Raw genomic sequence first — 23,238 nt, forward strand, 5'->3', positions numbered from 1 at the left:
CTCGCCTAGCGGGCGCCGCCGGCGACGGCGGGCAGCACCGTCACCGTGTCGCCGTCGGCGACCGGCGTGCTCAGCCCGCCGAGGAACCGGACGTCCTCGTCGTTGAGGTACACGTTGACGAAGCGGCGCAGCCCCGAGTCGTCCACCAGGCGGTCCCGCAGGCCCGGGTGGCGCGACTCGAGGTCGCCGATCACCTCTTCCAGGGTGGCGCCCGTGCCGTCCACGGCCTTGGCGCCGCCGGTGTAGGTGCGGAGGATGGTCGGGATGCGGATCTCGATGGCCATCGCGGGTCAGTCTCCTTGATCAGTGGTCGTCATGGTGAACAGCCCACCTCATTGGAACGGAGGCGGGCAGGCGGCGATTCCGATACGGAACGGAACTCAGCGACAGTCGTAGACGACGACAGAAGGGGTGTGCGCGAAGAGGAACTTCTGCACGGGAGATCCGGGACACACTCGGCCCGGGAGGACAGCCGACGACATCCCGGGGCGGACGTCATCAAAAGGCATGGCGCCAGTCTAGCCGTACGCCTCCACGATCTTGACTGGCTCCTCGGTTATGACGCCCTCCACGATCCGGTAGGAGCGGAACTCCACGTCGTCCTCGGAGGCGGTCGAGACGAGCACGTAGTGCGCGTTCGGCTCGGACGCGTACGCCACGTCCGTGCGCGAGGGGTACGCCTCCGTCGCTGTGTGGGAGTGGTAGATGACGACCGGCTCCTCGTCCCTGTCGTCCATGTCCCGCCACACCCGGAACTGCTCCATGGAGTCGAACCGGTAGAACGTCGGAGAGCGCTCGGCGTTCTCCATCGGGATGAACCGTTCCGGCCGGTCAGAGCCCACCGGGCCGGCGATCACGCCACACGCCTCGTCCGGGTGATCCGCCCGCGCGTGGGCCACGATCTTGTCCACCAGTTCCCGTGCGATGGTCAGCATGGCCTCACCATAGGGCACGGACGAGCGTGTCCTGGAGGTAGGTCAGCCACTCGTAGATCGCGAGGGCGGGGTAGCGCGGATCCTCCTCCGGCATCTCCGCCATCTCCTCGTGGATCTGCTCGGTGACCTCCAACCGGACGCCCAGCGCGAGCCGCACGTCGTTGAGCGCGCGCAGCCACGCCCGCCCCTGATCCGCGGTGAGTTTCACCACGCCGGGCTCGGCCGTGTCCAGCAACGTCCGCGCGTCGGCCCGCTTGCCGTCGCGCAGCGTCGCCTCGGTGTAGCGCCGGAACTCCTCCGACGCCTTGTCGTCCTCGGCGTACGCCGACGGGAACAGCCGGGCGAGCACGGGATCGGAGGGGACCTCGCCCGAGCCGATGCCGAGCGCCCGCTCCAGCGGGTCCTCCCCTGTCACTCCGGGCTCGACCAGGGTGAGGATCTGGGAGACGAGCGACGTGAGGACCGCCACCTCTCCGGAGTCGAGGGCGATCGACACACCCTCACCCGCGGGCGTGAAGCCGGTGCTCACCCGTCACTCCGTTCTCCGTACGGCGGACGAACTCCTCGCCCGCCACCGAGCCGACACCTCCGGGGCCGCCCCGCACGCGCCGCGCCCATCATCTGTCCTGCTGGACCGTGGCCCACAGGCCGTACGAGTGCAGGATCTGGACGTCGCGCTCCATCTCCTCGCGGCTGCCGTTGGCGACCACCGCCTTGCCCTTGTGGTGCACGTCCATCATCAGCTTCTCCGCCTTCTCGCGTGGATAGCCGAAGACCGTCTGGAAGACATATGTGACGTACGACATGAGATTGACCGGGTCGTTCCAGACAATCGTCAGCCACGGCAGATCCGGCCGCACGTCCGACGACGGACGCTGGACCTCCATCGGAGCGGTAGCACCCACGTAACCATCCTGCACCACACCCGCCGTAGTCTCGACACGTGCAGATGACCATGAGCAGCGCCTTGCTCACAGACCACTACGAACTGACCATGTTGCAGGCCGCCCTCGCCGGGGGAGCCGCGCACCGCCGGGCGGTCTTCGAGGTCTTCGCCCGTCGCCTGCCCGGAGGCCGGCGGTACGGAGTGGTCGCGGGGACGGCCCGCGTGCTCGACGCGTTGGAGAACTTCCGGTTCGGCGACGAGGAGCTGGAGTTCCTGCGCGCCGCCCGCGTCGTCGACGAGCCCACGCTGGAGTTCCTCGCCGGATACCGCTTCACCGGCCAGGTGTACGGCTACCGCGAGGGCGAGTCCTACTTCCCCGGGTCACCCGTCCTGGTCGTCGAGGGCACGTTCGCCGAGGCGGTCCTGCTGGAGACCGTGATCCTTTCGATCCTCAACCACGACTGCGCGGTCGCCTCGGCCGCCTCCCGCATGGTCCAGGCGGCCGGCCGGCGGCCGATCATCGAGATGGGCTCCCGCCGCACCCAGGAGCTCGCCGCCGTCGCCGCCGCCCGCGCCGCGTACCTGTGCGGCTTCGGCTCCACCTCGAACCTGATGGCCGGGCACCTGTACGGCGTGCCGACCGCGGGCACCGCCGCGCACGCGTTCACGCTGCTGCACGACTCCGAGGAGGACGCGTTCCGCGCCCAGCTCGACTCGCTCGGCGTCGGCACGACCCTCCTCGTCGACACGTACGACGTGGCCAAGGCGGTGCGCACGGCGGTCGAGCTGGCCGGACCCGACCTCGGCGCGGTGCGGATCGACTCCGGCGACCTGGCCGAGGTCGCCCTGGACGTGCGGCGGATCCTCGACGCGTTCGGCGCGAACCGGACCAGGATCGTCGTGACCGGCGACCTCGACGAGTTCGCCATCGCGGCGCTCGCCGCCGCCCCCGTCGACGGGTACGGCGTGGGCACCTCCGTGGTGACCGGCTCCGGCCACCCGACGGCGAACTTCGTCTACAAGCTGGTCGCCCGCGAGGACGCCGGCGGAGTGCTGCGTCCGGTGGCCAAGCAGTCGGTCGGCAAGCCCAGCAGGGGCGGCCGAAAGTGGGCCTACCGCGCGGTCGAGGACGGCACGGCCGTGGCCGAGATCGTCACCGGCGAGCCGGAGGAGGGCGGGCACCGGCCGCTGCTCGCGGAGCTCGTCCGGGACGGCGAGATCGTGGGCCGCGAGCCGCTGGAGGACGGGCGGGCGCGCCATCGCGCGACGGTGGCGGAGCTGCCGACGATGGCACACAGCCTCTCCCCCGGAGACCCCGCGATCCCTACTATCTTCAGTTGATCCCCGGGGGGACCGGCGCATGAGGACGACGCCGGTCCCCCCGTGGTCGATTTAGTCTGTTTCGCATGAAATCCGCGCTCATCATCGTGGACGTGCAGAACGATTTCTGCGAGGGCGGCAGCCTCGCGGTGGACGGCGGCGCCGAGGTGGCCGCCGCGATCGGCCGGCACGCACGGCAACATGGCTACGACCATGTGGTGGCGACCCGCGACTACCACATCGACCCCGGGACCCACTTCGCCGAGCGGCCCGACTACGTGGACACCTGGCCGGCCCACTGCGTCGCGGGCACGGCGGGCGCGGGATTCCACCCGTCACTCGACATCGCCCCGGTCGAGGAGGTGTTCAGCAAGGGGGCCCACACGGCCGCCTACAGCGGCTTCGAGGGCGTCGCCGACGACGGCACCACCCTGGCCGACTGGCTCCGCCGGCGTGGCGTGGACACGCTGGACATCGCCGGCATCGCCACCGATCACTGCGTACGGGCCACCGCTGTGGACGGCACGTGCGAGGGCTTCGCCGTACAGGTGCTGCTCGACCTCACCGCGGGGGTGGCGCCGGAGACGACCGAGGCCGCGCTGGATGAGATGGCCAAGGCCGGCGTGCGGCTCACCGGAACCCCGATCGTGCGCCGCTGACCCTCCCCCACGGCCCGCGGGACGTCCCGGAGGTGTCTTGGGACGTCCCGAGGACGGGCGAAGCCGTCCCGGGACGTCCTGGAGACGTGCCAGGAGACGACGTGGAGAGTGGAGGACGTCCGTGAGACGTCCGGAAGACGTCCTGAGGACGTGCCGTCGCCCCCGAGCCCTCGGAACGCCGCTGAGGGTCGCGGTGCCCTTTCTCCCGGCTTTTCCGCAGGGCGTACGGGCGGGAACGGCGAGCGAATGTTCAATATGCCCCACACGGTGCGCGAGATGTGTGTTACGTAGAGTGACAACTCCTCGCGATTGGCGGCGTCGATGTTCGCGTTTCTGCTCGGCCTGTCCTGGCTCGTCCTCACTCCCATCTGCATCTGGCGGCTCTTCGGCCGCGACCAGACCAGGCTCGCCCGCCTGACCGGAGTACTGACGCTGGCGACGTTGGAGGCGGCCACGCTGGCCGTCGCCTGGACGGACCAGCCGCCGCACGAGATGTCCGCACGCGGCATGGCCGGGGAGTCCGGGAGCGTCGTGGCGCACACCCCCACGCCGTCCGCGTCCGCCTCCCCCGCCTGCGCGGCCCGCACCCCCGCCCCGGAGTTCGTACGACCGGCCCGCCGCAGCCACGAAGGCGTACGGAGCATGACGATCTACTGGACGGCGGCGCCCCAGCAGTGCGGGACGGCGACGGTGACCTTCCGGCGCACCGGCCGCCAGGTGCGGATCTGGCTGGACGAGGGGCCCGCGCGCGGCGACGACGTCCAGGGACGGCAGTCCCGGACGCTGCCCGTGCACGTCGCCGAAGGACGGGCGGCGCTCGACCTGACGCTCATGCCGCCGCTGCGCCCCGGCGTCCGGCTCCTGGCCGTCGACGGCCGCACCGGCGACCGCATCCCGGAGAGGCGCCCGTCAAACAGCTGACGTCTCCTGCCGCCCGCCACCGAGGTTTGCCATCGGGACGGCGGCATGCCGGTGGGGCCGCGTCGTGCCGCCCCACCGAACAGCCGATCCACCGCCTGCTGTGATCAGGCGCGGGGGCTCACCTCCGCTGGGTGGCCCACTTTCTGATCATGGCGATGCGTTCCTTGATCTGCTCCGCCGAGGCCTGCGCGATCGCCGGACCGCCGCAGGCGCGGCGCAGCTCCGCGTGGATGACGCCGTGCGGCTGGCCGGTGCGGTGGTTCCACGCGCCGACCAGGCCGTTGAGCTCCTTACGCAGCTCGTGCAGTTGCTCGTGCGGGGCGAGGGCGGGCGCGGGCTCCTGGGCGCCCTTCCGCCGCTTGGCGGCCTGCTGGTCGGCCTGCCGCCTGCGCAGCAGGGACGCCACCTGGTCGGGCTCCAGCAGCCCGGGGAGGCCGATGAAGTCCTCCTCCTCGGGAGAGCCGGGCGCGGCCGCGGTGCCGAACTCGCCGCCGTCGAACAGCACCCGGTCGAACGTCGCGGACGCCTCCAGCGTCTGGAACGGCAACTCGTCCCCGAGCGCGTCCGGCTGCTTGCGATCCTGCTGGGCGCGTTCGAGCAGGGAGTCGTCCAGCCCGTCCTCGGGCTGCGCACGGCCCAGGACGTGGTCGCGCTCCTCCTCCATCTCGGCGGCCAGGCCCATCAGGACCGGAACGCTGGGCACGAAGACGGACGCCGTCTCGCCCCGCTTGCGGGCCCGGACGAAACGCCCGACCGCCTGCGCGAAGAACAGCGGCGTGGAGGTGCTGGTGGCGTAGACGCCGACGGCGAGCCGGGGGATGTCCACACCCTCGGACACCATGCGGACCGCGACCAGCCAGCGCGCCTGGGAGGCGGAGAAGTCCTTGATCTTCTTGGAGGCGCCCGGGTCGTCGGAGAGCACGATCGTGGCGCCCTCGCCGGTCACCGTCCTGATGTGCCGGGCGTACGCGCGGGCCGACTCGTGATCGGAGGCGATCACGAGCCCTCCGGCGTCGGGGACGCCTCGGCGCACCTCGGTGAGCCGCCGGTCGGCCGCGTGGATGACCTGGCGGATCCAGTCGCCCTTCGGGTCGAGCGCGGCCCGCCACGCCTGGGAGAGCTGGTCCTTGGTCAGCGGGGTGCCGAGCGTGGCGGCGATCTCGTCGCCCGCCCGCGTCCGCCACTTCATCTCACCGGAATAGGCGAGGAAGATGACCGGGCGCACGACCCCGTCGCGCAGCGCCGGGCCGTATCCGTACGAGTAGTCGGAGGCGCTGCGCATCGTGCCGTCGCCGTCTTCGACGTACGTGACGAAAGGGATCGGGCTGTCGTCGGAACGGAACGGCGTGCCGGTCAGCGACAGCCTCCTGCTGGCCGGCTCGAACGCCTCTCGGACGCCGTCACCCCACGACTTCGCGTCGCCCGCGTGGTGGATCTCGTCGAAGATGACCAGTGTCTTGCGCGCCTCGGTGCGCGCCCGGTGCAACGCCGGGTGCATCGCGACCTGGGCGTACGTGATGGCGACGCCGGTGTAGTCGCGCGAGGTGGCGCCCTGGCTGTTCTTGAACTCGGGGTCGATGCCGATGCCGACCCGAGCGGCGGCGTCGGCCCACTGCCGCTTGAGGTGCTCGGTGGGGGTGACGATGGTCACGGCCCTGATGACGCCGCGCGAGAGCAGTTCGCTGGCGATCCGCAGGGCGTATGTGGTCTTTCCCGCGCCCGGCGTCGCGACGGTGAGGAAATCCCTCGGCTCATGCCGGAAGTAGAGGTCGAACGCCTCCTGCTGCCAGGCGCGCAGCTTGGGCGCGGTGCCCCATGCGGCGCGGTCGGGATAGGAGGGCGAGAGGTGCGATGCGGCGGATACGCTCAACGACGCCTCCCCCATCCCGTTGGAACAATGCTGTATCTATCGGTTCGCTCCCTCACAGTGACCTCAGAGTAGCCCGACCGACCGACAAGACGTGCCGACCCGTCGAGATCCTGGCGGGGATTGTCCCGCTGTGCTACTGCGCCCGCGGCACTGAGAGATGCCTCACACCCTCCGGATATCCATGGCTTTCACCCCTGCTCGGCGAGGCCGGGATGCGGCCTTCACCCCGTGGGGCGATGTTCACGAATGGACGCCGCTTACGTGGTCAGGGCTCGGGGCCGCCCGAATGCCGGACGGCCGGAAATCCGTCAGCGCACGGCGCCCATGACGGCGTCGATCTCCGCGCGGGCAACGGGTTCGTCGGGGTGAGCGAGCCCCAGGAGCACGGTGGTGGTGCCCTCGGCGTCCACGAGCAACGTCACGCGGAGGAAGGCGGGCTGGTTCACCGCGTCCCGGTACTCCGCGCGCAGGGCACGCGTGTAGCCCCGGCGGGAGCCTGTGGTCACCGCCCTGTCGTCCACCACGTCGATCTTGTCGCCGCGGAGCAGCAGCCGGCCGTACATATCGGTCAGGGAGACCACCGCCGGGCGGGGATCGGCCGGGTCCGCCCGCTCGCCATGCCTGGCCATCACCGTGGCCTGCTCGTGGACGGCCACCGACGTGAACCCGGTGACCGGAGCGACGACGCCCTCCCGCCATCCGGGAGGCAGGTCGTACGCGACACGGGCCAGCGGGTCGTGAACCGTGCCGGCGGGGGCGCCGCCCGTGCCGCCCATGACGGTGACGACCAGCACGCCGATCACCAGGCCGGCCGCCGCCGAGGCGAGGGTGCCGACGACGAGGCGCACCATCCAGCGGGGCATGCGGCGTGGCGGCGGGGTCGGCGTGCCGTACCGGCTGGCCGACGGTGGCAAGGTCTCGTCGGGGTCGTCGTCAAGGAAGCCACCCGGCACGGCGTGACGCCCCACGGCGGCGCCCTGCCCAGCACGCCCGGCGACACCGCCTCCGGCGGCGTCCGGGGCGGCACCGGGCGGGACGGCACCGCCGCGCAAGGGCTCGGCCCGGACGGTGTCGTCCTGGTCGGAGGGCGGCCACACCCGGCGCGTCCAATCCTCGTCCACGGCGCCTCCTGAACCGCGCCCGGCGGCACGAGCGCTGATCAGGAGTTAGTCATGCCCGCGGCCGCCCGTCAACGGAAATCGCGACATTCGCCGCCGACAGGCTCAGCCCTGGGACCGGCGGTAGGCGTCCCACATCTCGTGCATCCGGGCCGCCTGTCCCGCGGTGAACTCGTACATGCACCGGTCGTATCCGTAGTCCATGAAGTTGTGGACCGGGTCCTCGCCCGGGGAGGGGCATGAGTCTCTGCGCCCGGGGCAACCGGAGCTGGGCGACGCCTCCGGAGGCGTGTCGTCCACGAAGTCACCCGGAGGCTCGCAGCCGTTCTCGAAGGTGTGCAGCAGGCCGAACCAATGGCCGATCTCGTGCACGGCGGTGTAGCCACGGTCGAAGTTGACCAGCGGCCCTCCGGGCATGCTGCGCCAGTCGATCACCACGCCGTCGAGCTGCGGCTCGTCCTTGTACCAGTACGGGTACGTGGCGTATCCGAGAACGAGCTGGCTGAGCTGGCCGACGTAGAGGTTCAGCGTCTCCGGCCCGCCGGTCCGGAGCTTGCGCTTCATCGGATCCTCGTTCGCGACGGGATCGCGGAACCACTGGGAGTTGGCGGTGTGGGTGATGCCTTTGAGCTCGAAGCGGAAGCCGGTGTCGGCGCCGCCCACCTTGCCGCCGTAGGCGGCGTTGAGCGCGTCTACCTGCCGACGGACCGCGGAGTCCGGCGCGCCGAGCGCTCCGTCCTTGATGACGTGCACCCACAGCGGCACGGTGATGACCTCGACGGCCTTCCGGGCATGCCCGCTCCGCCTCCCGGCCTTCACCCGCACCAGGCGGCGGCGAAGGTCGGCGGACATCCGGCGGACCTGCCGGGTGTCCGGAGCGCGCGGCTCCGCCAGTCTGGCGGGGGCGTGGTGGTGCGGTCGGGCCCGGCACTCATCTCTGGCGCCGGTGGCCCCGGCCCGGCTCTCGGCGGGAAACCCGCACACCGTGAACAGACATGCCAAACAGACGGCGAGCACGCGCCGGGCCATTCGCTCCCCCGATACGACTGGTCAGACAGACAGCTGACGCTAGCCGCACCGGGAGCGGTCATCCCGGATCGACACTCACTCGCCGGAGGGCTCTCCCTTGGGCAGCCCCTCGTAGATCTCCTTGCATTCCGGGCAGACGGGGTACTTCTTCGGATCCCGGCTGGGCACCCAGACCTTGCCGCAGAGGGCGCGGATCGGCGTGCCGGTCACCATGCTTTCAGTGATCTTGTTCTTGTCGGCGTAGTGCGAGAACCGCTCGTGGTCGCCGTCCCCGTGCGAGAGCCTCGGAGTGACATCGCTCTCGGGAAGAATCTTCGTGTCGCTCACGAGTACCGATTTTACGCGGGAAAGGAAACCGCCCCGCCGGTCACACCCGGGAGAGGGAGGACCGGCGGGGCGGGTGAACGCCACAGGGGACGGCGTCAGCCCACGTGGACGGGGGCGCCCTCCGTCTTGCGGCCCGCCTTCACGAAGAGGGCGAGGAGAGCGGCCAGGACGGCGACGCCCATGCTCACGGTGAAGCCGAGGTGCAGACCCTCCATGAAGGACAGGTGCGACGCCTTGGTGATGAGGCTGCCCATCGGCTCGGGAAGCCCCTGAGGGGCCACGCCCACGGCGGCGGCCTTCTCCAGAAGGGTGAGATCCTTCGGCGGGATCGACGACGCGGCCGGACCGATGTTGTTGAGGAACACCTCCGCCACCTTCGACGACACGACGGCGCCCAGGATGGCGGTGCCGAGCGCGCCGCCGACCTGCATGGCCGACTGCTGCACACCGCCGGCGACGCCGCTGAGGTCCTCAGGCGCGTTGCCCACGATGATCTCGGTCGCGCCGACGAAGACCGGCGAGAGGCCGAACGCGAGCAGGACGAACGGGATCGCCGTGTCGATGAACGCGGCGTCCATGCTCAGCCGGGACATCAGGAACATCGCGACCGCGGTGACCAGCATGCCGCCCGCGATGGTGATCTTCGGACCGAGCTTCCCGATGAGGACGCCCGCGAGCGGCGACGCGACGATCATGCCGGCGCTCATCGGCAGCATCCGCAGACCGGAGTCCATCGGGGACAGCCCGTGCACGCCCTGGAAGAAGAACGTGAGGAAGAACATGGCGCCGAACATCGAGAACGCCACCATGATCATCAGACCGGTGCCGATGGAGACCGAGATGTTGCGGAACAGGCTGAGCGGCAGCAGGGGCTCCGGCGCGCGGGACTGCCAGAACAGGAAGATCCCGCCGATCACCACGGTGGCCGCGAGGAACCCGATGGTCCAGGGGTCGCCCCAGCCCCAATCGGGGGCCTTGATGATCGACCACACCAGCGAGAACATCGTGCCGGACAGCAGCACGACGCCCAGCCAGTCGACCCGCGACAGCGTCTGCGCCTTGCTCTCCTGAAGCACCCACAGACCGGCGGCGAGCGCGACGACGCCGACGGGCACGTTGATGAAGAAGACCGACTGCCAGCTCACGTTCTCCACGAGCAGGCCACCGATGATCGGACCGCCGGCGCTGGACAGACCGATGATCGCCCCCCACGCGCCCATCGCCATGTTGAGCTTCTCACCCGGGAAGGCGCTGCGCAGCAGCGCGAGCGCGGCGGGCTGCAGCATCGCGCCGAAGAGGCCCTGCAGCACGCGGAGCGCGATCAGCGCGCCGACCGAGCCGCTGAGGCCGATCGCCAGCGACGTCAACGCGAAGCCGGCCACGCCGATCAGAAAGACCCGCTTGTGGCCGAAGAGGTCGCCAAGCTTGCCGGCGGTGATGAGGAAGACCGCCAGCGCGAGCAGATAGCCACTGGTGACCCACTGGAGGTCGGAGAGCGACGCCTTCAGTTCCGCCTGGATCACGGGGTTGGCGATCGAGACCACGGTGCCGTCGAGCATCACCATGATGACGCCCAGCGAGACCGCGAGCAGCGTCATCCACGGATGGCCTTTGCCGCGCCCCGCGGGCGCGTCTGGTTGTACGGCTAACACCTGAGCCATGATCGAGATCCCCCATTCCAGAGAAGACAACCGGAGTAACTTATGTCACCCCATGACAAATGACAAACGCTTTTTTCCGGCATATGGTGCCATCTGACAGAGTATGAAGCGAGGGTTTCGTGAAGATGACAACCGTGGGTCTGCGGGAACGCAAGAAGCAGAAGACCCGGATCGCGCTGATCGACGCCGCCCTCGACCTGTTCCTAGCAGAGGGGTACGACATAACGACGGTCGACCAGATCGCGGCCGCCGTGGACGTCTCGCCGCGGACCTTCTTCCGCTACTTCGCCTCCAAGGAGGAGGTCGCACTCTCCCCGTGCCGCGACGGCCAGGAGATCTTCGAGAGCGAGCTCGCCGCCCGGCCGGGGGACGAGTCACCGTACCAGGCGGTGATGCGGGCGATGCGCACCACCCTGGCCACAGTGCGTGACGGCGACCCCGCCGAGGCCGACCGCTTCGTCAAGGTGCGGCGGCTCATGAAGGAGACCCCATCCCTGATCGCCGGCCAGATGTGCATGATCGCGCAGAGCGAGCGGCGGTTGACCGAGGAGGTGGCGCGCCGTCGCGGCACCGACGTGGACGACCTGCACACCCAGTTCGTGGTCTCGGTCCTCACCACGATCAACCGGGTCTGCCTGGAACACGGCCCGGATGATCCCGCGCCCCTGCTCGAACGCATGGAGCGGACCATCGCCATCGCCGAACGCTGCCTGCGTCCCGGCTGGGACCGCTGAGCGGGCGCTCGAAGGCCCCCGGTCCCGGCTCGCCCCTCAGCCGAATTCGATCAATGTACGGTTCATCGGCGGCCGCCCCGATCCCGCTGGTCAGCCTCCGGTCGTCCCGGCCTCGGCCCCGCGTCGCCTGTACGGGCGCAGGGGCCGCGCCTATCGTCCTGGGAGCGCTCCCATAGGACACGACCGAAGGTGGGTCATGAGTAAACGATTCGCCGCCGCGGCCGCCGCCCTGGCCGCACTCCTGATCTCGCTGCTCTCCTTCACCGCGCCCGCGCAGGCCGCGGCGGGCCTCCGGGTGAGCGGCGGGAAGATCTACGAGGCCGGCGGCAGCCAGTTCATCATGCGCGGCACCAGCCACGCCCACACGTGGTATCCGAACCAGACCGGCTCCTTCGCCGGGATCAAGTCGCTCGGCGCCAACACCGTACGGGTGGTCCTGAGCGGCGGCCGATGGACCGCCAACAGCGCGAACGACGTCTCCAACGTCATCGCCCTCTGCAAGCAGAACCGGCTGATCTGTGTGCTGGAGAACCACGACACCACCGGGTACGGCGAGCAGGGCGGCGCCTACACGCTGGACCAGGCCGTCGACTACTGGATCGGCCTCAAGAGCGTCCTGACCGGCCAGGAGAACCACGTCATCATCAACATCGGCAACGAGCCGTACGGCAACAACAACGTCTCCGCGTGGACCGCCGCGACGTCCAACGCGATCGGCCGGATGCGCGCGGCGGGCTTCCAGCACATGCTCATGGTCGACGCGCCCCACTGGGGCCAGGACTGGGGCTTCGTCATGCGGGACACCGCCGCGACCGTCTTCGCCGCCGACCCGCAGAAGAACACCGTCTTCTCCATCCACATGTACGGCGCCTTCGACACGGCGGCCAAGATCACCGCGTACCTGCAGGCGTTCCAGACGGCCGGGCTGCCGCTGGTGATCGGTGAGTTCGGCAACCTGCACTCCGACGGCGACCCCGACGAGGACACGATCATGGCGCAGGCACAGGCGCGCGGCATCGGCTACCTCGGCTGGTCGTGGAGCGGCAACGGCGGCGGCGTCGAGTACCTCGACCAGGTGACGAACTTCAACGTCAACCAGCTCACCTCCTGGGGACAGCGCCTGTTCAACGGCGCGAACGGCATCAGGGAGACGGCGAAGGAGGCCACGATCTACAGCGGCGCCACGCCCGGCCCCTCCCCCTCGGCGAGCCTGTCGAGCTCCCCCAGCCCCTCACCGTCCCCGAGCCCGTCGACCTCTCCGAGCGCCGGCGTGAAGTCGTGCTCCGCGACCTACACCGTGGTCGGGCAGTGGCAGGGCGGCTTCCAGGGCGAGGTCACGGTGACCGCGGGCGGCGCCGCGATCAGCGGCTGGACCGTGAAGTGGACCTACGCCGACGGCCAGACCGTGACGCAGTCCTGGAACGCGACGATCGCATCGAGCGGGTCGGGCGTGACCGCGAAGAACGTGAGCTACAACGGCGGCCTGGGCGCCGGGGCGAGCACGACGTTCGGCTTCCTCGGCTCGTGGAACGGCCCGAACGGCACGCCGTCCCTCAGCTGCACCGCCGCCTGACCCAGCGGGCCATCCGCCGGGCGCGCTCCCCGCGCGCCCGGCCTTGGCGCGTTCACCAATACGGCTCGGCGGTCAGTTCAGTTCGGGGTCGTCGGGATAGGTCGCCACGAAGGAGAGCTCCCCCTGCTGGCGGCGCAGCACGGCACGCCAGAGCGCCGTCGGGTCGGAGTGGAAGGTGTCGCCCGGCTCGGAGTCGATGACATACCAGGCTCCTTCCTCGACCTCGTTGCGCAGCTGGCCCGCCGTCCAGCCCGCGTACCCCGCGAAGATGCGCATCTGCGAGATCTCACCGGCGAGGATCTCGGGCGGCGCGTCGAGATCGACGGTGCCCAGCCGGTACGCGGGCGACCGGCCCGACTGCAGCCGGCGCCAGCCCAGCGGCTCGCCGCCGCTCTGCACCGCGGCCAGCGCCAGCGCGCTGTCGGTCTGCACCGGGCCGCCCTCGAAGAGCACGGAGGGACCGGTCACCAGCGCGTCCCACGAAGGGAGCACCTGCGTCACCGAGATCTCGCTCGGGCGGTTGAGCACGACGCCGAGCGACCCACCGCTCTCGTCGTGCTCGAGGATGAGGACGACGCTGCGCCGGAAGTTGGGGTCTTCCAGCAGTGGCGTCGCGACGAGCAGCCGGCCGACGTAGATCCCTTCCGCCATACCCTCCATCATGAGGGAGAAGACGGGAATCACGCACGCCGCCCCGGGCATCGTCTTCGCCTTTCCCGGCGGATCCGGTGCCCGCCGGGAGCCGGATCCGCCGGGAGCCGGTCAGGCCTCCGTGAAACCGCGGGCCCGCCCGCCCGCCGACTCCCGCACGGCGGCGGCGACCGCGCCCGCCACGTCGGGGTGGAAGACGCTCGGGATGATGTAGTTGGGGCCGAGCTCCTCGTCCGTCACGACGGCGGCGAGCGCCTTCGCGGCGGCGAGCAGCATCTCCGGGGTGACCACGTTGGCCTGGGCGTCGAGCAGGCCGCGGAAGACGCCGGGGAAGGCCAGCACGTTGTTGATCTGGTTCGGGTAGTCGGACCTGCCGGTCGCCACCACGGCCGCGTGCTCCCGGGCGTCGTCGGGCGAGACCTCCGGCTCGGGGTTGGCGAGCGCGAAGACCACGGAGCCCTCGGCCATGGACGCGATGTCGTCACCGGTGAGGATGCCGGGGGCGGAGACGCCGACGAAGACGTCGGCGCCCTTGACCGCGCCGCGCAGGTCGCCGCTGTATCCCTCGGCGTTGGTGTGCTCGGCGATCCAGCGCAGCGACTCGTCGAGGTCGTCGCGCCCCTTGTGGACGGCGCCGAGGTAGTCGCAGACCACCACGTGGCGCACGCCGCCGGCGAGCAGCAGGCGCAGCACCGCCGTCCCGGCCGCACCCGCTCCGGCGAGCGTGACGCGGACGTCGCCGATCTCCTTGCCGACCACCTTGAGCGCGTTGGTCAGCGCGGCGAGCACGCAGATCGCGGTGCCGTGCTGGTCGTCGTGGAAGACCGGGATGTCGAGGAGCTCACGCAGCCGACGCTCGACCTCGAAGCAGCGCGGCGCGGAGATGTCCTCCAGGTTGATGCCGCCGAAGCCGGGGGCGATCAGCTGGACGGTGCGCACGATCTCGTCGACGTCCTGGGTGTCGAGGCAGAGCGGCCAGGCGTCGATGCCCGCGAACCGCTTGAACAGCGCCGCCTTGCCCTCCATCACCGGCAGCGCCGCGGCCGGGCCGATGTTGCCGAGGCCGAGGACGGCCGAGCCGTCGGTGACCACGGCCACCGAGTTGCGCTTGATGGTGAGCCGGCGGGCGTCCTCGGGGTTGCGCGCGATGGCCATGCTGACCCGCGCCACACCCGGCGTGTACGCCATGGAGAGCTCGTCGCGGTTGCGCAGCGGGACCTTCGACTGCATCTCGATCTTGCCGCCGAGGTGCATGAGGAAGGTGCGGTCGGACACCTTGTGAATGGCGACGTCCTCGACCGTGCCGAGGGCGTCGACGAGGGCCTGTGCGTGATCGGTGTCCCTCGCGGCGCAGGTCACGTCGATGCGGAGCTTCTCGTGACCGGCCGTGCTGACGTCGAGCGCGGTGATCACACCACCGGCGCTCTCCACCGCGTGGGTGAGGAGACTGACGGCCTTGCCGCCTGCCGGCACCTCAAGACGAACGGTGATCGAGTACGAGACGCTCGGCACGGTGGCCACGTGAATACGCTCCTGTTGTCATGTGCTGTCTGCGCATGCGCGTCTCCGGAGACCGTGACGTTGTCGGTCCGTGACGGCGCCGGGGACGCACCAGTGCCCACACATTACAGCTCCCGGCGGAATGCATCTGCTTCTCAGAAGACACGACGTCGCGGAATCGTCGCGGCGAAGACTTCCGCGCGGAGCGTCCCGGCCGGGGTCACGTCCGGACAGCAGGACCTGCTCGCGACAGGGCCGCGTTGGACACGCGCGTAGCACGCGTTCGGCGCAGGCCGCTCGATGCGGCCTGCGCGGTGCCGCCGCTCTCGGCCCGTGCCGGAGTCGGCACGGGCCGCCCGTGGGTCAGAAGAGCGCGCTCGCCAGGTTGCGCCGCGCCTTGGAGACGGACGGGTCGTCGGCGGGCAGCGTGTCGAACAGGCCGAGCAGGTGCGTCCTGACCCGGTCCCGGTCGTCTCCGGCGCTGCGCCGTACGACGCCGACGAGCCGGTCGAAGGCGGCGTCCACGTCGCCGGCCAGCATCTCCAGGTCGGCCGCCTGCGTCTGGAGGGCGACGTCGCCGGGCTGCTCGGCGGCCCGGCCCAGCACGTCCGCCGGGTCGAGGCCCTGCGTGCGGCGCACCAGCCCCACGCCCGCGAGACCGATCTTCGCCTCCGGGTTTCCGGGCTCCCGGGCGAGGAGCCGCTCGAACGCGGCCTGGGCGGCGTCCAGGTCGCCCTTCTCCACCGCGTCGTCCGCGGCGGCCAGGTCCGGGTCGAGCGGCGGCTCCGCCGGCTCCTCCGCCCCGCCCGGGGCGGCCAGCTCGACGCCGAGCTGCTCGAACACCTGGGTGAGCGCCTGACGCAGCTGCGCCTCGGGGAGCGGGCCCTCGAACAGGGGCATGAGCTGCCCCTGGACGGCCAGATAAACGGTCGGCACGGCGCGCATCCGCAGCGCCTGCGCCAGCTCCGGGCTGGCCTCGACGTCCGCGCGGGCCAGGATCCACGCGCCGCCCGCCTCCGCCGCCAGCTTCTCCAGCGTCTGGCTGAACTGCTGGACCTGCTCGGCGCGTGGCACGGTGGCCTCGACGATCACGGGAACGCTCATCGAGCGTTCGACGACGTCGGCGGTGAAGGTCGCCGCGGTGACCTCGACGACGGTGGCCGCCGCCGCGTCCGGGTTACGCGCGGCGGCCTCACGCCGCGCCTGCGCTTCCAGAGCCTGCTTGCGCGCGCCGAGGTCCACGGCGCCGTAGAGCGATCCAGGTCGTGTGAAGTCCGCTGCCATAAGTCCAATCCTGCCGTACGCGCGCGGCTGTTCCATGCCAACCCGGGTCCCTCGCCGCGCCCGGCGGCTCCGCCCAGCGCTGAACTGCCCCACGACGGCTCTGTCGCGGGCGGCGGGAACCGCGTCAGAAGCGGGCGGGCTCGGAGTAGGTGCCCCATTCCTCCCGGAGGGCGTCGCAGATCTCACCGAGCGTGGCCTCGGCCCGTACGGCGTCCAGCATGGGCGGGATCACGTTCCGGTCCGACCGGGCGGCGGCGACGAGGGCGGCGAGAGCGCCGTCCAGGGCGGCCCGGTCGCGTACGGCACGGCGGGCCGCGAGGGTGCGGTGCTGCTCCCGCTCGACCTCGTGGCTGATCCGCAGGATCTCCAGCGGCTGCTCGACCGTGGACGTGTGGCAGTTCACGCCGACGATCTTCTTGTCGCCCTTCTCCAGCTTGCGCTGGTAGTCGAAGGCGGACTCGGCGATCTCGGTCGTGAACCAGCCGTCCTCGATCCCGCGCAGGATGCCGGACGTCATCGTGCCGTCGCCGCCCATATCCCGAATTTTCGTGAAGATGGCCTCGGCTTCGGCCTCCAGGCGGTCGGTGAGCGCCTCCACGTACCACGAGCCGCCCAGCGGATCGACGACGTTGACGACCTCGGTCTCCTCCATGATCACCTGCTGGGTGCGCAGCGCGATCTCGGCGGCCTTCTCCGAGGGCAGCGCGAGCACCTCGTCCAGCGCGTTCGTGTGCAGCGAGTTGGTGCCGCCGAGGACCGCGGCGAGCGCCTCGATCGCCGTACGGACGATGTTGTTGTCCGGCTGCTGGGCGGTGAGCGAGACGCCGGCCGTCTGGGTGTGGAACCGCAGCCACCGGGCCTTCTCTGTGCGGGCGCCGTACACGTCGCGCATCCAGCGGGCCCAGATGCGGCGCGCGGCCCGGAACTTCGCGATCTCCTCGAAGAAGTCGATGTGCGCGTCGAAGAAGAACGACAGCCCGGGGGCGAAGACGTCCACGTCGAGCCCGCGCGAGAGCCCGAGCTCGACGTATCCGAAGCCGTCGGCGAGCGTGAAGGCCAGCTCCTGCGCGGCCGTCGCCCCGGCCTCCCTGATGTGGTAGCCGGAGACCGACAGCGGCTTGTACGCCGGGATCTCGGCCACGCAGTACTCCATCAGGTCGCCGATCAGCCGCAGGTGGGGCTGGGGCGGGAACAGCCACTCCTTCTGCGCGATGTACTCCTTGAAGATGTCGGTCTGCAGCGTCCCGTTCAGCCGCGCTGCGGGGACGCCCTGGCGCTCGGCCGCGACCAGGTACATGCAGAAGATCGGTACGGCGGGGCCGCTGATCGTCATCGAGGTGGTCACCTCGCCCAGCGGGATGCCGTCGAAGAGCACGTCCATGTCGGCCGCGGAGTCGACGGCGACCCCGCAGTGGCCCACCTCACCGAGGGCGTGTGGGTCGTCGGAGTCGCGGCCCATCAGGGTCGGCATGTCGAAGGCCACGGAGAGGCCGCCCCCGCCGTTGCGGAGGATCATCTTGTAGCGCTCGTTGGTCTGGCGCGCGTTGCCGAACCCGGCGAACTGCCGGATCGTCCAGGGGCGCCCCCGGTATCCGGTGGCGTACAGACCTCGGGTGTAGGGGTACTCCCCCGGCCAGCCGACGCGCTCGAACCTGGGGTCGTCGCCCTCCGGCCCGTAGACGGGCGCCACTTCCAGCCCGGACAGCGTCCGGTGCTCCTTCCGGGGGCCGCGTGCCATCGCCGCGTCGTACCGCGCCTGCCAGCGGGCGCGTCCGGCCTCGATCTCGTCCGCGTTCATGTCCCCACCCCCATCAGAAAAATACTAGGACGTCCTACTAAATCCCGCCATAGCACCGACCGCTGGGTAACGGCAGCGCCAAAGATCACACCTTGGCTGCAAATCAGCACGGATCTATGACAGGGGCCGTCAATACCGAAACATGAGACGCGCATGGTTGATGTCCACACAGGAGGTGGATGTGAAGCGCGTCATTGTCGTCGCCGCGGCCGCGGCACTCGCCGCGGCCGCTCTGGCGTCGCCGGCACAGGCGGTGCGCACCACGGCCGAGCCGGCCGGGCAGACCGAGTACGTCGTCCTCTACAAGGAAGGCACGAACGCGGCCGACGCCCAGAAGGCGATCGAGGCCGCCGGCGGCTCCATCGTGAAGGTCAACGAGGCGGTGGGCGTGGCGACGGTCACCACGACCAACAACGGATTCGTCGCCGCGATCAGGGGCAGTTCCGCGATCGAAGGGGTGGCGCGCAACCGCGCCATCGGCGTCGCGCCCAAGACCGCCAAGGTCCAGCCGGGCGTCGGCAAGGCCATCCGGTCCAAGGCGGTCGAGAAGGAGGGCAGGGCCGACGCCGCACACGCCAAGAGGGGCAAGAAGCCCACGAACGAGCCGCTCAGCGACCTGCAGTGGGACCTCGACCAGATCCACGCGAACGAGGCGCACAAGTACGAGCGCGGCGACAAGCGGGTGCTCGTCGGCATCATCGACACCGGAGTGGACGGCACCCACCCGGACATCGCCCCCAACTTCAACAAGGCGCTGAGCCGCAACTTCACCGTCGACATCCCCACGGACGCCGACGGCAACGAGGTGGACGGCCCCTGCGAGGTGGCCTCCTGCGTCGACCCCGTGGACGTGGACGGCGACGGCCACGGCACGCACGTCGCGTCGTCGATCGCGTCCCCGATCAACAAGCTCGGCGTCTCGGGCGTGGCCCCCAATGTCACGATCGTGAACATCCGGGCCGGTCAGGACTCCGGCTACTTCTTCCTGCAGCCGACCGTGGACGCGCTCACCTACGCGGGCGATATCGGCATCAACGTGGTCAACATGAGCTACTACGTCGACCCGTGGCTGTTCAACTGCGTGGACAACCCGGCCGACTCCCCCGAGAACCAGCTCGAGCAGGCCACCGTCATCAAGGCGACCCAGCGGGCGCTCGACTACGCCCACAACAAGGGCGTGACCCTGGTCAGCGCGGCGGGCAACGAGGCGATGGACTACACCAAGACCAACGTCGACACGACCAGCCCGGACTTCGTGAGCGTGCCCGGCCGGGCGCCGTACCCCCGCACGATCACGCCGACCAGCTGCAAGTCGATGCCCGGCCAGGGCGCCCACGTGATCTCGGTCTCGTCGACCGGCGTCAGCAAGCGGAAGGCGTACTACTCCAACTACGGCAACGGCTTCGTGGACGTCGCCTCCCCGGGCGGCGACGTGTACGACACGCCCGACAACACGCGCGACATCGGCAAGGCGACCCTCGCCGCGTACCCGAAGGCGCTCGCCGTCGCCAACGGCGAGATCGACCAGAACGGCGAGCCGACCGTCCCCTACGTGGTGAAGGACTGCAAGGGCTCCACCTGCGGCTACTACCAGTACCTCCAGGGCACGTCGATGGCCTCGCCGCGCGCCGCCGGCGTCGCCGCCCTGATCGTCAGCAAGTACGGCAGGCCCAGCACCCGGCACCCGGGCCGTCTGGCCATGGACCCCGCCGCCGTGGAGCAGATCCTGCTCGGGACGGCCACGCCCATGGCGTGCCCGAACCCGGCGGCGCTCACCTACACGCGGCACCTGCCGTCCGGCTCGACCGTGACCGTCACGCACACGTGCGAGGGCGGCACGGGCGGCAACGGCTTCTACGGCAAGGGCATCGTCGACGCCCTGAACGCCGTCCGCCGATAGACCGCGTCCCTCTTCTGACCGCCGGCGGACCGCACGGTCCGCCGGCGCGTCGGGGCCGGGAGGCCGTCCGGCGCCGGCCGAGCCCTCAGTCGGCGAAGTCCCCGGCGGCGACCCTGAGCGTCCGCAGCACGTCGAACATCTCGCCCAGTTCCTTCTCGCCGTACATCGCGAGGCCGAAGTCGGCGGCCATCAGGTCGGCGGTGGCGAGCCGCACGACATCGCGGCCCCTGTCGGTGATCTCGGCGAGCACGCCGCGCCCGTCGCGCGGGTTGCGCATCCGGCGCACGAGCCCGGCCCGCTCCAGCCGGTCCACCGTGTTGGTCACGCTCGTCGGATGCACCATGAGCCGTTCGCCGATCTTGGAGAGCGGCAGCGAGCCCGCCTTGCTGAACGTGAGCAGCACCAGCGCCTCGTAGCGCGCAAAGGTCAAATCGTACGGCTTGAGCAGCGCGTCCAGTTGCGCCAGGAGTATCTGGTGGGCTCTCATGATCGAAGTTACGGCGGCCATCGCGGAGGACGGCCCGAAGTTCGCTCGCCAGCTCTCGGCGGCCCTTTCAATGGGGTCGAACGGCAGGTTGAGCGGCTTCGAGATGAACACAGCGATACGTTAGCGCGACCTTAGTCCCGTTTGCGCTGCGTACGCTGTGTAACCAAATTGATTCCTTGACCCCAGAACTCCGGCGTCAAACATCACGCTCCGTTATGGTTGCCACGTCAAAAGGTGAGGCGGCGGCAAACCCGGAGGGCAACGCGAGCCAAGTCTGCTAGCCGGCAGGCCACGGCGGGCACGCCCTGCGACCAGCGCCACGGGGACCGGCGCGGTCCGCGCCGCCGCCCACCCGCACGGGGGGTTTGTTCGATGGGCAACAAGCATGTGACGGCGCGGAAGTCGCGCCGCGCACGGCCGTGGGCGTGGCCGGGGGCCGCGCCCGGCCGTGGATAGCCGGAGAGGCGTTTCACGCGAGGAACTCAAGCAGGGCGCGGTCGTGCTTCTGGCCGTGCTGCTCGTGCTTGGGCTCGTCAGCGCGTGGAGCGTCCTCATTCCGGGCGTCATGGACTGGGACAACATCGTGGTCGCGGTCATCGGGTCGCTCCGGCTGACCGGTCCGGTCGCCGCGGCCTTCGCCGCGTGGGTCGCGGCGCGCCGCCGCCGCGCCGACCGCCTGCGCGCGCTCACCACGTGGCAGGCGGTGCGGCCGCCGCTCGCGATCCTCATGGTCGTGGTGGGCTCCTTCGCCGCCACCATGACCGTGCTCACCATCCGCGCCCTGATCACCGGGGAGGGCGACGGCCCGCTACCCGGCGGGGTCGCCATGGGGGCCGCCGGCCTCTCCCTTTATGTGGTCGCGGGCTGGGTGGTCGGCTGGGTGGCCCCCGTCGCCCTCGCGCCGCTGATCGCCGGTTTCGGCACGTACGCGCTGTTCACGTGGCTCGCCGGCGGCGCGCCCTGGGCCGACCGGCTGGCGCCGGCGGTGCGCGATCCGTACGACGCGCTGCGGATGATGCCGGCGGCGACGCTCACCGACCAGGCCCTGTGGCTGGTCGGCATCACCATCGCGATCCTGCTGGGATGGGCGGCACTGATCACCCGGCAGGCGCTCGCGCTGGCCGCGGCGATGATCGCGCTGCTCGCCGCGGGCACGGGGGTGGCCCGGTTGCTGAGCGAGCCGCAGGCGGTCTCGGCGAGCGAGAACATCGCCTACACCTGCCAGGAGTGGCCGATCGTCGTGTGCGTGCATCCGGGGATGCGCGGCGGGCTCGGCGAGCTGGGCAGCACGTTCACCACGATCGCGGCCCGCCTGGCCGGCACTCCCGCCGCGTTCAACCGGGTCGAGCAGCGGACGCGCTCCGAAACCGAGGAGGCCGGCCAGGGCATCGTGCCCATCCACGTCGACGACCTCGACCCCGGGTACGCGGACCGGGCGGCGTCCGAGTTCGTCGAGAGGCTGGCCCGGCCGTGCCCCGGCTCCCCGGCCGACGGATACCGCGCGATCGTCCTCGCCTGGCTGCGCGACGAGCCGCTGCCCTCGGGTCCGCTGCCCGAGCACCGGCACGCCGCCGCCTGGTTCGCCCGGCTGACCGAGACGCAGCGCCGCGACTGGCTGCGGATGTTCTACACGGACTTCGCCACCTGCCGGCTGCAGAGCCGCTACTTCGGCGGAGACGTCCGCCGGGACGCCCCCGCCGCCCCCAGCTACCCCATGAACCCCCCGTACGAGCACGAGGACACCGCTCCGTCGCGCCGCGAGACCCCCACTCCCGAGGCGGACGAGACGGCCCGGCAGCCCTCCGGCGCCCACTGAACCCCGCGTTATCACTACATGCAGCGCGAAGGTGAGACATGGCCGATCACGGGAAGATTCCCTCCGTGAACCGCCAGACTCAAGCCCCCCAGGGTTCGCCGGCCCCAGAACCCCCGGCCCGGCGCTCCCGGCGCGGCTGGCGACTGCTCGCCGGGCTTCTCTTCGCCGTGCTGATCCTCGTCGTCGGCGCGCGGCTCGCCCTCTCCTGGCTCGACCCGTTCGGCGAGCGCACCGTCGACCGCAGCGGCCCCGTGCTGCTGCGGTCGATCCAGAACCTGAGCCGGTTCGAGGCCGCCACCGGGAACTTCCAGGTCGTCGTCGATCTGGAGAAGGACGCCGCCTTCCTGCCCGACGCCATCAAAGGCACCAGAACCCTCTTCGTGGGCGCGGGGAACGTCGACGCCTACGTGGACTTCGGCGCGCTCGCCAAGAACGCCATCACCGTCTCACCCGACCGCACCTCGGTCACCGTACGGCTCCCGCACGCCCAGTTGGAGAAGCCCAACCTGGACAACAAGCGGTCGTACGTGTTCGCCCAGCAGCGCGGCCTGCTCGACCGCGTGTCGGACTTCCTCTCGTCCTCGCCGCAGAACCAGCAGGAGCTGTACGTGCTGGCCGAGAAGAAGATCGCCGAAGCGGCCGCGTCCAGCGACCTGCGCGCACGGGCCGACGAGAACACCCGGTCGATGCTGGAGGGCATGCTGCGGACGCTCGGCTTCACCGACGTCATGATCCAGTACTCCTCCGAGCCCTGACGCCGCCGGACGGC

General features: G+C 70.6%; 22 protein-coding genes. 8 read left to right on the forward strand and 14 right to left on the reverse strand.

Annotation, left to right across the window (positions count from 1 at the left end; translation table 11 throughout):
* Nucleotides 1-5: 5 nt before the first annotated feature.
* The 4 genes from AWQ68_RS16150 to clpS form a co-directional block, all read right to left on the reverse strand.
* Nucleotides 6-284 (reverse strand): MoaD/ThiS family protein, encoded by a 279-nt coding sequence (locus tag AWQ68_RS16150; RefSeq protein ID WP_066941159.1) that lies wholly within the window; start codon nt 282-284, stop codon nt 6-8.
* 234 nt (nt 285-518) lie between these two features.
* Nucleotides 519-935, reverse strand: coding sequence for a M67 family metallopeptidase (locus tag AWQ68_RS16155; protein WP_066941161.1), 417 nt, complete (start codon nt 933-935; stop codon nt 519-521).
* Nucleotides 936-939: 4 nt separating this feature from the next.
* The gene (locus AWQ68_RS16160) at nt 940-1,464 is read right to left on the reverse strand and encodes a DUF2017 domain-containing protein (protein ID WP_066941163.1); all 525 of its coding nucleotides are present in this window, start codon (nt 1,462-1,464) and stop codon (nt 940-942) included.
* Nucleotides 1,465-1,552: 88 nt separating this feature from the next.
* Nucleotides 1,553-1,822, reverse strand: a complete 270-nt coding sequence (gene clpS, locus AWQ68_RS16165) for an ATP-dependent Clp protease adapter ClpS (protein ID WP_373281525.1) — start codon at nt 1,820-1,822, stop codon at nt 1,553-1,555.
* Between the two features lie 62 nt (nt 1,823-1,884).
* Here clpS and AWQ68_RS16170 point away from each other — a divergent pair, with 62 nt between their 5' ends.
* The 3 genes from AWQ68_RS16170 (at nt 1,885) to AWQ68_RS16180 (ending at nt 4,721) form a co-directional block, all read left to right on the forward strand.
* Nucleotides 1,885-3,162 (forward strand): nicotinate phosphoribosyltransferase, encoded by a 1,278-nt coding sequence (locus AWQ68_RS16170; RefSeq protein WP_066941167.1) that lies wholly within the window; start codon nt 1,885-1,887, stop codon nt 3,160-3,162.
* Nucleotides 3,163-3,227: 65 nt separating this feature from the next.
* Entirely contained in the window at nt 3,228-3,800 is a 573-nt protein-coding gene (locus AWQ68_RS16175; RefSeq protein WP_066941168.1) for a nicotinamidase, read from the forward strand.
* Between the two features lie 321 nt (nt 3,801-4,121).
* Complete coding sequence (locus tag AWQ68_RS16180; RefSeq protein ID WP_157545347.1) at nt 4,122-4,721, forward strand: hypothetical protein; 600 nt, start codon at nt 4,122-4,124, stop codon at nt 4,719-4,721.
* Nucleotides 4,722-4,839: 118 nt separating this feature from the next.
* Here AWQ68_RS16180 and AWQ68_RS16185 read toward each other — a convergent pair whose 3' ends face one another.
* The 5 genes from AWQ68_RS16185 to AWQ68_RS16205 all read right to left on the reverse strand — a co-directional run bounded on the left by AWQ68_RS16185 (nt 4,840) and on the right by AWQ68_RS16205 (nt 10,726).
* Nucleotides 4,840-6,591 carry a DEAD/DEAH box helicase gene (locus AWQ68_RS16185; RefSeq protein WP_245655941.1) on the reverse strand — a complete coding sequence of 584 codons (1,752 nt, stop codon included), beginning with the start codon at nt 6,589-6,591 and terminating at the stop codon, nt 4,840-4,842.
* A 308-nt stretch (nt 6,592-6,899) separates the two neighbouring features.
* Complete coding sequence (locus AWQ68_RS16190) at nt 6,900-7,712, reverse strand: hypothetical protein (RefSeq protein ID WP_066941172.1); 813 nt, start codon at nt 7,710-7,712, stop codon at nt 6,900-6,902.
* A 102-nt stretch (nt 7,713-7,814) separates the two neighbouring features.
* Nucleotides 7,815-8,561 (reverse strand): zinc metalloprotease, encoded by a 747-nt coding sequence (locus tag AWQ68_RS16195; protein ID WP_245655942.1) that lies wholly within the window; start codon nt 8,559-8,561, stop codon nt 7,815-7,817.
* A 252-nt stretch (nt 8,562-8,813) separates the two neighbouring features.
* Complete coding sequence (locus tag AWQ68_RS16200; RefSeq protein ID WP_066941174.1) at nt 8,814-9,065, reverse strand: DUF3039 domain-containing protein; 252 nt, start codon at nt 9,063-9,065, stop codon at nt 8,814-8,816.
* A gap of 95 nt (nt 9,066-9,160) precedes the next feature.
* Nucleotides 9,161-10,726 (reverse strand): DHA2 family efflux MFS transporter permease subunit, encoded by a 1,566-nt coding sequence (locus tag AWQ68_RS16205; RefSeq protein WP_066941176.1) that lies wholly within the window; start codon nt 10,724-10,726, stop codon nt 9,161-9,163.
* A gap of 125 nt (nt 10,727-10,851) precedes the next feature.
* Here AWQ68_RS16205 and AWQ68_RS16210 point away from each other — a divergent pair, with 125 nt between their 5' ends.
* Both AWQ68_RS16210 and AWQ68_RS16215 read left to right on the forward strand, forming a co-directional pair.
* Nucleotides 10,852-11,460, forward strand: coding sequence for a TetR family transcriptional regulator (locus tag AWQ68_RS16210; protein WP_066941329.1), 609 nt, complete (start codon nt 10,852-10,854; stop codon nt 11,458-11,460).
* Between the two features lie 196 nt (nt 11,461-11,656).
* Nucleotides 11,657-13,033, forward strand: coding sequence for a cellulase family glycosylhydrolase (locus AWQ68_RS16215; RefSeq protein WP_066941178.1), 1,377 nt, complete (start codon nt 11,657-11,659; stop codon nt 13,031-13,033).
* A 72-nt stretch (nt 13,034-13,105) separates the two neighbouring features.
* On the opposite strand, the gene AWQ68_RS16220 is transcribed toward AWQ68_RS16215, so the two are convergent.
* The 4 genes from AWQ68_RS16220 to icmA all read right to left on the reverse strand — a co-directional run bounded on the left by AWQ68_RS16220 (nt 13,106) and on the right by icmA (nt 18,266).
* On the reverse strand, nt 13,106-13,684 hold the full coding sequence (locus AWQ68_RS16220; RefSeq protein ID WP_066941180.1) for a YqgE/AlgH family protein: 579 nt from the start codon (nt 13,682-13,684) through the stop codon (nt 13,106-13,108).
* 111 nt (nt 13,685-13,795) lie between these two features.
* Nucleotides 13,796-15,205, reverse strand: a complete 1,410-nt coding sequence (locus AWQ68_RS16225; RefSeq protein ID WP_066941182.1) for an NAD-dependent malic enzyme — start codon at nt 15,203-15,205, stop codon at nt 13,796-13,798.
* A gap of 342 nt (nt 15,206-15,547) precedes the next feature.
* A complete protein-coding gene (locus AWQ68_RS16230; protein WP_066941183.1) occupies nt 15,548-16,468 on the reverse strand; it encodes a tetratricopeptide repeat protein in 921 nt (306 codons plus the stop codon).
* 124 nt (nt 16,469-16,592) lie between these two features.
* The gene (gene icmA, locus AWQ68_RS16235; protein WP_066941185.1) at nt 16,593-18,266 is read right to left on the reverse strand and encodes a coenzyme B12-dependent isobutyryl-CoA mutase large subunit; all 1,674 of its coding nucleotides are present in this window, start codon (nt 18,264-18,266) and stop codon (nt 16,593-16,595) included.
* A 181-nt stretch (nt 18,267-18,447) separates the two neighbouring features.
* On the opposite strand from icmA, the gene AWQ68_RS16240 reads away from it, so the two are divergent.
* Nucleotides 18,448-20,166, forward strand: coding sequence for a S8 family serine peptidase (locus AWQ68_RS16240; protein ID WP_066941187.1), 1,719 nt, complete (start codon nt 18,448-18,450; stop codon nt 20,164-20,166).
* Between the two features lie 85 nt (nt 20,167-20,251).
* Here AWQ68_RS16240 and AWQ68_RS16245 read toward each other — a convergent pair whose 3' ends face one another.
* Nucleotides 20,252-20,758 (reverse strand): MarR family winged helix-turn-helix transcriptional regulator, encoded by a 507-nt coding sequence (locus AWQ68_RS16245; RefSeq protein ID WP_066941331.1) that lies wholly within the window; start codon nt 20,756-20,758, stop codon nt 20,252-20,254.
* 394 nt (nt 20,759-21,152) lie between these two features.
* Here AWQ68_RS16245 and AWQ68_RS16250 point away from each other — a divergent pair, with 394 nt between their 5' ends.
* Together AWQ68_RS16250 and AWQ68_RS16255 are read left to right on the forward strand one after the other, a co-directional pair.
* Nucleotides 21,153-22,469 (forward strand): hypothetical protein, encoded by a 1,317-nt coding sequence (locus tag AWQ68_RS16250; protein ID WP_066941189.1) that lies wholly within the window; start codon nt 21,153-21,155, stop codon nt 22,467-22,469.
* A gap of 65 nt (nt 22,470-22,534) precedes the next feature.
* A complete protein-coding gene (locus AWQ68_RS16255) occupies nt 22,535-23,224 on the forward strand; it encodes a DUF4230 domain-containing protein (protein ID WP_245655943.1) in 690 nt (229 codons plus the stop codon).
* Nucleotides 23,225-23,238 lie beyond the last annotated feature (14 nt).

Origin of the sequence: Microtetraspora fusca (assembly GCF_001570365.1) — a bacterium.
GTDB classification, from domain to species: domain Bacteria; phylum Actinomycetota; class Actinomycetes; order Streptosporangiales; family Streptosporangiaceae; genus Microtetraspora; species Microtetraspora fusca.

Excerpts from the sequence above, each read along its gene's own strand:
- AWQ68_RS16150 (WP_066941159.1), bottom strand. The coding sequence starts at position 284 with ATGGCCATCGAGATCCGCATCCCGACCATCCTCCGCACCTACACCGGC.
- AWQ68_RS16155 (WP_066941161.1), bottom strand. The coding sequence starts at position 935 with ATGCTGACCATCGCACGGGAACTGGTGGACAAGATCGTGGCCCACGCG.
- clpS (WP_373281525.1), bottom strand. The coding sequence starts at position 1,822 with ATGGAGGTCCAGCGTCCGTCGTCGGACGTGCGGCCGGATCTGCCGTGG.
- AWQ68_RS16170 (WP_066941167.1), top strand. The coding sequence starts at position 1,885 with ATGACCATGAGCAGCGCCTTGCTCACAGACCACTACGAACTGACCATG.
- AWQ68_RS16175 (WP_066941168.1), top strand. The coding sequence starts at position 3,228 with ATGAAATCCGCGCTCATCATCGTGGACGTGCAGAACGATTTCTGCGAG.
- AWQ68_RS16180 (WP_157545347.1), top strand. The coding sequence starts at position 4,122 with ATGTTCGCGTTTCTGCTCGGCCTGTCCTGGCTCGTCCTCACTCCCATC.
- AWQ68_RS16195 (WP_245655942.1), bottom strand. The coding sequence starts at position 8,561 with ATGTCCGCCGACCTTCGCCGCCGCCTGGTGCGGGTGAAGGCCGGGAGG.
- AWQ68_RS16205 (WP_066941176.1), bottom strand. The coding sequence starts at position 10,726 with ATGGCTCAGGTGTTAGCCGTACAACCAGACGCGCCCGCGGGGCGCGGC.
- AWQ68_RS16210 (WP_066941329.1), top strand. The coding sequence starts at position 10,852 with ATGACAACCGTGGGTCTGCGGGAACGCAAGAAGCAGAAGACCCGGATC.
- AWQ68_RS16215 (WP_066941178.1), top strand. The coding sequence starts at position 11,657 with ATGAGTAAACGATTCGCCGCCGCGGCCGCCGCCCTGGCCGCACTCCTG.
- AWQ68_RS16220 (WP_066941180.1), bottom strand. The coding sequence starts at position 13,684 with ATGGCGGAAGGGATCTACGTCGGCCGGCTGCTCGTCGCGACGCCACTG.
- AWQ68_RS16230 (WP_066941183.1), bottom strand. The coding sequence starts at position 16,468 with ATGGCAGCGGACTTCACACGACCTGGATCGCTCTACGGCGCCGTGGAC.
- icmA (WP_066941185.1), bottom strand. The coding sequence starts at position 18,266 with ATGAACGCGGACGAGATCGAGGCCGGACGCGCCCGCTGGCAGGCGCGG.